General features: G+C 40.1%; 11 protein-coding genes. 6 read left to right on the top strand and 5 right to left on the bottom strand.

Translation table 11 applies throughout. The annotated features are described in order from the left end of the window. Window positions 1-589 precede the first annotated feature (589 nt). On the bottom strand, window positions 590-1,522 hold the full coding sequence (locus AC5JMK_RS08590; RefSeq protein WP_495909876.1) for a ParB/RepB/Spo0J family partition protein: 933 nt from the start codon (window positions 1,520-1,522) through the stop codon (window positions 590-592). Between the two features lie 339 nt (window positions 1,523-1,861). Next, window positions 1,862-2,644, bottom strand: a complete 783-nt coding sequence (locus tag AC5JMK_RS08585) for a ParA family protein (RefSeq protein WP_495909875.1) — start codon at window positions 2,642-2,644, stop codon at window positions 1,862-1,864. Between the two features lie 88 nt (window positions 2,645-2,732). Here AC5JMK_RS08585 and AC5JMK_RS08580 point away from each other — a divergent pair, with 88 nt between their 5' ends. Beyond that, a complete protein-coding gene (locus tag AC5JMK_RS08580) occupies window positions 2,733-2,927 on the top strand; it encodes a hypothetical protein (RefSeq protein WP_495909878.1) in 195 nt (64 codons plus the stop codon). Then, window positions 2,863-3,144, top strand: coding sequence for a DNA/RNA non-specific endonuclease (locus AC5JMK_RS08575; protein WP_495909874.1), 282 nt, complete (start codon window positions 2,863-2,865; stop codon window positions 3,142-3,144). Before AC5JMK_RS08580 ends, AC5JMK_RS08575 begins: the two co-directional genes overlap by 65 nt. On the opposite strand, the gene recD2 is transcribed toward AC5JMK_RS08575, so the two are convergent. Further along, window positions 3,101-5,356, bottom strand: a complete 2,256-nt coding sequence (recD2, locus tag AC5JMK_RS08570) for an SF1B family DNA helicase RecD2 (protein ID WP_495909873.1) — start codon at window positions 5,354-5,356, stop codon at window positions 3,101-3,103. The two genes, AC5JMK_RS08575 and recD2, sit on opposite strands and share 44 nt — an antisense overlap. On the opposite strand from recD2, the gene AC5JMK_RS08565 reads away from it, so the two are divergent. Continuing rightward, window positions 5,330-5,572 carry a hypothetical protein gene (locus AC5JMK_RS08565; RefSeq protein ID WP_495909872.1) on the top strand — a complete coding sequence of 81 codons (243 nt, stop codon included), beginning with the start codon at window positions 5,330-5,332 and terminating at the stop codon, window positions 5,570-5,572. The genes recD2 and AC5JMK_RS08565 overlap by 27 nt on opposite strands. A gap of 102 nt (window positions 5,573-5,674) precedes the next feature. Here AC5JMK_RS08565 and AC5JMK_RS08560 read toward each other — a convergent pair whose 3' ends face one another. Continuing rightward, window positions 5,675-5,974 (bottom strand): hypothetical protein, encoded by a 300-nt coding sequence (locus AC5JMK_RS08560; RefSeq protein ID WP_495909871.1) that lies wholly within the window; start codon window positions 5,972-5,974, stop codon window positions 5,675-5,677. A 448-nt stretch (window positions 5,975-6,422) separates the two neighbouring features. On the opposite strand from AC5JMK_RS08560, the gene AC5JMK_RS08555 reads away from it, so the two are divergent. Together AC5JMK_RS08555 and AC5JMK_RS08550 are read left to right on the top strand one after the other, a co-directional pair. Beyond that, window positions 6,423-6,617, top strand: coding sequence for a competence protein ComE (locus AC5JMK_RS08555; protein ID WP_131121624.1), 195 nt, complete (start codon window positions 6,423-6,425; stop codon window positions 6,615-6,617). A gap of 85 nt (window positions 6,618-6,702) precedes the next feature. After that, the gene (locus AC5JMK_RS08550) at window positions 6,703-7,080 is read left to right on the top strand and encodes a hypothetical protein (protein ID WP_495909870.1); all 378 of its coding nucleotides are present in this window, start codon (window positions 6,703-6,705) and stop codon (window positions 7,078-7,080) included. Between the two features lie 70 nt (window positions 7,081-7,150). Here the strand turns inward: AC5JMK_RS08550 and AC5JMK_RS08545 are convergent, their stop codons facing one another. Beyond that, window positions 7,151-7,309 carry a DUF7383 domain-containing protein gene (locus AC5JMK_RS08545; protein WP_495909877.1) on the bottom strand — a complete coding sequence of 53 codons (159 nt, stop codon included), beginning with the start codon at window positions 7,307-7,309 and terminating at the stop codon, window positions 7,151-7,153. A gap of 77 nt (window positions 7,310-7,386) precedes the next feature. On the opposite strand from AC5JMK_RS08545, the gene AC5JMK_RS08540 reads away from it, so the two are divergent. Continuing rightward, a partial coding sequence (locus AC5JMK_RS08540; protein WP_495909869.1) for an IS1380 family transposase occupies window positions 7,387-8,619 on the top strand: 1,233 nt, incomplete at its 3' end.

Genomic DNA, 8,619 nt, shown 5'->3' with positions numbered 1-8,619 from the left:
AGGCTGGTCGTGGCAGCTTGAATCACTGCCTACCCCGAATTATTGAGCCGATACACTTAGTTTGACATCCTTATGCGACCTAACAATAACCTATTTATCCTGAAATCGTTTTATTCAAGATTGGCGATCGCAGTACAAATTTAGATTTTTTCTATTTATTAATAATGATAATCAAATTAGAAAAGTGAGATTCGAGCGTCGCTCGAATCTCACTCCTACCCTCTCAACGATTATCATTGTCAAAAATCTTTTAATCATTCCTTGGAGGTATTGACAAAAAGTACGCACTTTTAACCTATCACAGATGAGCTGAAATAGTTCGGGCAGTAGCAGCACACAGAGGCGAAAATTTTATTGATGCGCTCTACCATATGATTAATTTTTATTGGGATTACAAAAGAGGTTTATTACCACATAGCCAGTTTACTCCTCAAATATCTGTACCAACAGTTGAGGAGATATCAACACCAGACGATGAAACGACAATAGATGTTGATCTTGATATGTTTGCGTGAACTGAAAAGGTATGTATCTAAGGTAATACAGTCGATAATTTCCTATGGGTGCTGGTGTTGAGGGATCTGAGACTTCATGTGTTTCCTTTTGCTAATTGTTGAAGTTCAGCAAGCAGTTGCTGTAGTCGCTGACGTTTTTCCGGTTCTGCCCATATTGTGGATGATTTCAATATTTTAGAAACTTGATTGAATTGTTGTTTTAAAGCAGCGATTTCTTCTGACTGAATCGGTTGGGTATGAGCATGAATAGCTGCACGAATTTGACTAAGTGACCATTGTTCTGCAATTGCCTGGTTTAAAAGTTGGTCTAGCAAAACTGGGTCTTTAATTCGTGCCAGCGCTCTCGCCTTTGTGTACTCAATTTTTCCGGAGCGAAGTGCTTCTAGAATATAGTGTGGCAGGTTTAGTAAAGGCAAACGATGACTAGCAAAGGATTCCCAACTGATCTTGCCAACTAAAGCAAAGATGGATTCTACTACCTCTAATGTTGACTCCTTTGGGACAACGTTGTCAGAACCCCGTTTTGCCAAACGATGTAGTAACTGAGGAATCTCTGTAGAAGGAACATTCAACTTAGTAGCCAAAAGTGCAATAATACCTTCTGTTTCTTCAATGGGATTGAGATCTTCTCGCTGTAAATTCTCAATGAGTGCCAGTTCCATTGCCTGCAACTGAGTCATTTCACGAATGACTACGGGAATTTCACTCAGTCCAACTTCTTGTGCTGCCCGATAACGGCGTTCTCCTGCTACTAGCTCATAGTAATTATCCGAGAGAGGGCGAACTAGTAATGGTTCTAAGATACCATATGCTCTAATAGACTCAGCTAAGTGCTGCAATTTTTGGGTATCAAAGTAGCTACGAGTTTGCTGAGTTGGTAGTTGAATCCTCGATATGTCAATAAGTGTAGAATTCTCAGCGTTTGCTTTAGTCAGTTCTGTTGGAGTAAAAATGCTCGTTGTGGAGCCAAGTTTGAAGGGATTATTGCCGAGACCTCGTTTAGACATAGAAACTTACAACTCCTGGATAGTTTTCCGACAACGTTGTTGGAACGATACTATACTATATAGATTGAATTAAGGCTTTATTTGGAAGCTAGCGAGTTAAGTCCTTGCCAAAAATAAATTAGCAAGCGCTGTATTAATCTATTTATAAGATTTATATATTTTTCAAGGGTTTCATCTGGGCTGGCAAATTAGCCTAGCCTCATCCAAAAGCTGGGTGATTTATTTATTGGACTTCCTTAATAAATAGAAGTTGTCCTCTCTTCTCGCTTCAATGTAAGAATTGGAGATTGTATTACGAATAAGTGGCTGAAGGTAGAGTTAAGTAGTTTTTATGAAATTCTAAATGCGTTTCATTAATTCATTTATCAAGTCTCTGTATGTTTTTGCTCCTGTACCTTTTGGGTCATGTTCAAAAATGGAGATCCCAAAGCTAGGAGCTTCAGAAATACGTACAGTTGTAGGAATTACTGTTTTGAACATATGTTCTTGAAAATGCTCTTGCAAAGATGACAATACATCTTTGCTGATTTTTTGCCGCCCGTCAAATTTGGTGGCGAGTACACCCAAGACATTGACTTCATGGTCTAAAAAATTCTTAACTAGATTAAAAGCATATTCAACCCCTTGAACTCCCAGTAGCCCAACGTAACTCATATCCACAGGGACAATAACGCCATCGCTTGCCTTAAGTGCGTTAATTGAGAACACACCAATATTAGGTGGACAATCAATCAAGATAAAGTCATATTCAGTATCAATCTCACTCAGACTTCGTTTTAGTAGATTCTCTCGTCCAGGTAATCCTGAAATTTGCAGTTCCTCAACTGCAAGCAAAATATTAGATGGCAAGACATCAACTTGCTGGGAACATACCTTAATGATTGCTTGCTTAAAGCGTTGCTTTCGCTCGCTTGGAGAATCGCTCTGAAGAACATCCTTCAATTGAGTCTCCAATTTCCAAATTTCAATGCCAAGAGAAGCGCTTGAAGTTCCCTGAGGATCGATATCCACTAACAAAACTTTTTTGTGCTTAAACCGGGAGATACCATCTGCCAAGTTTGTTGCAGTAGCAGATTTGCCAACTCCTCCCTTCATATTAAAAATTGCAATTTTGTAAGCCATGCTCCTAGTTACAGCAATTGAATTTATGGAGTTTTACGTAAGTATGCAAAACTGAGCAAAGGAGGCAGCAAGGGAGTTTCAAGAAGGCATGAATTATATTTACTCTACTTACACCCTTGCTGCTACCTCCACTCCTAGATACCTGGATGTGCTGAAAATATATAAGGTTGACCATCCTTTTTATTTCTTGGAGATTCCTAATAAAACCAATGCCGTAAGTGACAATTCCCACATCAATTTGGAAAATAGTTGTTGTGCTAGACCGCCCTGGCGCTGGACTTAACGGTATTACCAGCAGCACCTGTGTTATTGCGGTAAACATTCCCAACGATCAGGAAATAAATAATGACTGGAGGGCTTATAAAGTTAGCGTTGACGAATTGGAAAAACTCACTCATCTTGATTTCCTCTCTAATGTTTCTCAAAATATTCAGGAGGTTTTGTCAATAGTTGCACTTATTGCTCCAACGGACTCAAGTCCACTTGAATCAATCTTTTAGCAAGCTGGGTATAACGCTGCTGTTTGTTAACAGAACGCACAGCCATACCAATTGCTTTTTTGGAGCCAATTACAATCGCTAACTTTTTAGCACGAGTCAAACCTGTGTAAAATAAGTTACGACTAAGCATCATGTAATGTTGGGTGTACAAAGGCAGAATCACCACTGGGTATTCAGACCCCTGCGACTTGTGTATAGTAACGCTCCAAGCCAGAGCAATTTCATTTAAGTCTGCATAGTCGTAGTTGACTTCCCGTTCACCATATTGTACTGTAACTTCTTGTTCTTCAGTATCAATATTGGTAATAAACCCGACATCACCGTTAAACACTTCGCGGTTGTAATCGTTGGTTTGTTGAATCACCCTGTCGCCGACTCGCAGTGTACTACCACCCCTAGTAATTTCGACCTTTTCGGGGCTGAGTGGATTAATTAGCTGTTGCAGTACTTGATTAAGGTTGCGAGTTCCTACCAACCCCCGACTCATGGGAGAAAGTACCTGCACATCAGTGATGGGGTTAAAACCAAGAGTCGGAATCAAGCCCCCAATAAGTTCACAAATTGCCTGTACTCCGTGTTCTGGCTGATGTCCGCCACCATGCCAAAGACAATCGGTTTGGGGGTTATCCGAAATAGGTTCAATTGTTGGGTACTGTCCTCGATTGATTTGGTGGGCGGCGGTGATAATCCTACTACTTTGCGCTTGACGAAAAACTTGAGTGAGGCGTACAACGCTTACTTTACCCGAATTAATACTATCAGCAAGTACATTCCCTGGCCCGACAGATGGCAGTTGGTCAATGTCTCCCACCAAGAGCAATTGGGCATTTTCTGACACTGCATTTACTAACGAGTGCGCCAGAAATAAATCAAGCATACTGGCTTCATCAATGATAATTGCATCTTTAGGTAAGGGATTGGTGCGATCACGTTTAAAACTGCGAGTTCTGGGGTCAAATTCCAATAGCCGATGTATGGTTTTTGCCTCTAACCCCGTCATTTCACTTAACCTTTGTGCCGCTCGTCCTGTTGGTGCAGCTAGGGCGATTGATTTACCCATTGCTTTCCACAATGAAGTAATAGTGCGGACACAGAAAGTTTTCCCCGTTCCAGGACCACCGGTCAAAATCGTGAATTTGCCATAGGCTGCCGTCTCTACTGCTTGTTGTTGTTGCGCTGAAAGTTCGATTTTACAGGCTTGGGTAAACCGCTCAATCCAAAAACGAACACGCTTTATATCGGGGTTAATTGGAGCAAGTATGCGATCGCTTATTAATTGGGCTAAATTTTGCTCAGTGTAGAAAAAAGTAGGTTTGTAGCAAAGTAACGTTTTATCACTAGCACTTTCTCTGACTAGTTCCGAAGCTAAAGTCATTTTTTGGATGATTGGTGCTAGAGCGTCTGTTGTTGGTTCGTGGGATTCGCATTTAAGAAGTGCGATCGCTCCCGTTATTAATTCGCTTTGCGGTAAATAACAATGTCCATCCTCAGCAGCTTCACTTAAAACATGAGTGATACCAGCACGATATCTAAATTCGGAATCAGGTGATACTCCTAAGTTACGAGCAATTTTATCAGCAGTGAGAAAACCAATACCATAGATATCAGCAGCAAGTTGGTAGGGGTTGTTAGTCACAATCGCGATCGCTTGCTCGCCATACTGCTTGTAAATCTTGACTGCGTAAGTAGTGGAAACGCCATGACTTTGCAAAAAAACCATTACTTCCTTAACGGCTTTTTGTGTCTCCCAAGCGCTCTTAATCATATTAATGCGCTTAGATGCAATGCCGTTAACTTCGCTCAAGCGCTCAATTTGGTTTTCAATAATCTCAAGTGTTTCCAGCCCAAAATGGGCAACAATACGTTTAGCTGTAACTGGGCCAACACCTTTAATTAGACCACTGCCTAAATATTTTTCAATTCCTGTTAAGGTGGCGGGTTTGGTTTCTTTGTAGTTAACAACCTGAAACTGAGGGCCATACTGCGGATGTTCGCGCCAAAACCCCACCAGTTGCAATGTCTGTCCAGCCTGGATATCAGCAAAACTGCCAGTAATCGTGGTTAATTCCTTTGCACCAGGACGTTGCAATCGCGCCACTGTGTAACCCGACTCTTGAGAGTAATAAGTCAGGCGTTCCACTACTCCTGTAATTGATTCGTGTTTGGGAGTGACGTTTACTTGTTGATGCGTTTGATTTGGTGCAGTGGTCATCAGCTTTTAACAGTTATCAGTCGGTACGCGGAAGCGATCGCAGCGATCGCACTTGTTGATTTTAGGCATGGTGGCTTAATTGTAGTTTCTCCCACATCCATCATCCTTTATCTCCAATTGATAAATTCGCATCGATGGATGTTCGCTCATCATCCGCGCTTTTATACCCGTCGGGCGGCGGCGGCACTCTGCCACCACAACGGTACAGAAAAATAGGCTCATCCCGCTTCATCACAGCGATTTAAAAGATGGGGCGATCGCTACTCCAATTGCGACTCAAATTACAACCCGTGCGATCGCCTTTGACTCTAAGAAAAACTACCCCTCTTCGTCTGGTCTATACTTGAGCATTTCCTCTAATTCACTAGGGGTCATACGCTGTGCTTTATTGCTGAGGATAGCAAACCACATTTCATCAAAAGAAATTCCCCGCTTTTTGGCTAGGTACTGTACATGCTCTTTAATCGTTGGTTCTTGCTCTTGTAATTTTAAGCAAAGCAGGCTTTTTCCATGCTGAACCTTAGTTTGATCGTTAATCCATGAATCTATGCAGAGTAAGTCATCGTAATACTCTCCAAGAGCCGGAATAGCAAGCCGTTCATCCTTTTTGGGGTTCATATCCTTAATTTATAATCTTGAGTGCTTTCTATTTTTCCAAAATTGCCCCATATTTGCCCCATTAACACAAATATTTAGGAATCCTTATTCCATATTTGGTACCAATATGTCCCAAATATGCCCATAAATGATAGTATTCAAATGGGATTAAACAAAGTGCACCCCCGACGTGCCAGCGTCGGAGGACTTCCCAACCCGTAGTAGTAAAGACAGCCTACAGGAGGGCTATTAAATTATGACGAATGTTACTTGTTGTTACCGAGGCTCAAGCAGGGACAAGGTTAAACTGCTTGTACAGATAGTTCAATTTTTGGCGCTTTGAGCAGAAAAATTGGTGAATGCTGGGTCAAGTTAACTCAGCATACGTTCATTGCACAGTGAAGCGTTTGTGGTAGTAAGTAACTTGCTACCACTTTCTTACTCTCAGTCGTAGTTTAGGAATTGAATTATGAGTGGTATACGTCAAAGTGGAAATAATGGAGATGCTAGTAAAAGCAATCCAGCAGAAGAATATGTACCTTTAGATGGGGGAGCGTATATGGAAAAAAGTTCTGGGCATCCGGTAGACAAAGAAGAGATTGTGCCAGAAGATAAAGGCGAAAAGGGTAATGGTTCTTCGGGTGATTCAAAGTCTAAATCTTAATTAAAATATTTACCCCTGCATTGCATTTGTATTGTGTGGGGGTAAATAATAAGTATTGCAGCAAATTATAATTAGTAGAGATTTTATGGAAGCGGATATCAAAAGATACCAAATAATTAAATCTCTTGATGAATTACCTACTAAAAAAATTCATGCTCGTCCTTTTCATATCAGAACTTACTGGAGAAAAGACAACGATTTTTTTATTGAAAAGATTGTACCGACTGTAGGTAAAGCCCTAAAGGAATCGGAAATAGAAGCTGCTAAATCGATGCACACTTCAATTGAGGAACACTTTGGGCTAACTCAAGAAGAAGTTTTTAATACATTGCTAGAGCTTTATAATGGACAACAAGGCTACTATGTTGTTGATTTAAAAAACCGTCAATACTTCCACTGTAAAAACTACGAAGATATGGAAGTAAAGTTAGAAGCATTAGGCTGTAAGTCTATTGAGTATTAATGTAAAACTTTCCATTTGAAATTTTGAGGTGGGCATAGTTGCTCACCTTTTTTAGCGCTCGCAGGAATACTTATGATGGGTCAAGTTCCCGCCAATGGATAATGACATGATGAATTAAAAAGTTGTCTCCACCTTTTCTTTGAAACTGGATAGTGTTTTGACCTTTTTTAAAGAAGTCGGATGGAATGATATCCGTATGAGTTTGTAAGCCAGTATGCTTACCCCGGATTTCTCACAAGACTTTAAAAAATAGGGGTCATAAACTGCCAAAATGTACATTTTAAAAGGATTCCAGCAGTTTTAAGTATGACCCCCAATAAAAACGATTGTATACCGGAACAGTTCATATTTGAACAAGTGAATTCATGTCCAGTTGTAGTTAATTTCAATGGTAAGCCTGTAACATCTGATGCCGGATTAACACTAATTGCGGAACTGGACAGAAAAAGAGAAATAACATCACGACTGGCAGCATGTTTCAAAGACTACCGAGAGCCAAATAAAATTCTGCATCCAGTTAATAGCTTAATTGCACAAAGAATATATGGCTTAATCATGGGCTATGAGGATATAAATGACCACGAAACTTTACGTCATGATCCAATATTTTCGCTGGCGGTTGGAAAAGTTATCAATTCGGGACAAGAATCAATTACTTTGGCGGGAAAAAGTACCTTAAATCGGCTTGAGCATTGTCCAGAAGATGTATCATCAAGGGCAGATAGTAGATATCACCGTATTGAACATGATGCATCAGCAATAGAAACACTACTAGTTGAGCTATTTATAGAATCTTACGACAAGCCACCACGACAGATAATTTTGGATTTAGATGTTACCGATGATTTAGTTCACGGAAATCAAGAAGAAACATTTTTTAATCCTTATTATCGAGGGTATTGTTATGCTCCACTTTACATTTTCTGTGGTAAACATTTACTTGCAGCAAAACTTCGCGCATCTAACGTAGACCCAGCATCTGGAGGACTAGAAGAATTACAACGAGTAATAAAAATAATCCGCTCAAAATGGAAAGATGTAAAAATTATTATTCGCGGAGATAGCGCATATTCGAGAGACGATATAATGAGTTGGTGTGAATATCAAAGTGAAATTGATTATGTATTTGGACTTGCTCCAAATAATCGTCTAATCCAGCTATCTCAATCAATAAAATATCGTGCATCCCAAGAATACTCAGGAAAAGTTAAACCCATAGTTGAGTTTTTTCAAAGCTTATTTCCTCCATCACCAGATTTAAAAAATGATGCAGCAGCATTTGTTCATAACTCAGTTTGGTACTGTTCTCTGGACTATCAAACACTAGATAGTTGGAGCCGCAATCGTCGTGTTGTTGCCAAAGTTGAGTATAGCGAGAAAGAAGTTGATACTCGCTTTGTAGTGACTTCAATTCCTATCAATAAAATTCCTCCAGGACGACTTTATACTCAAAAATATTGCCCACGCGGGAATATGGAGAATTGTTTAAACCCACATTCCGCACTTCAAATTGAAGTACAAAGAGATTACATCATGAGA

Source organism: Pelatocladus sp., from assembly GCF_059505505.1.
The sequence above is the reverse complement of the archived record's forward strand: the minus strand, read 5'-3'. Positions and strand labels throughout refer to the sequence as shown.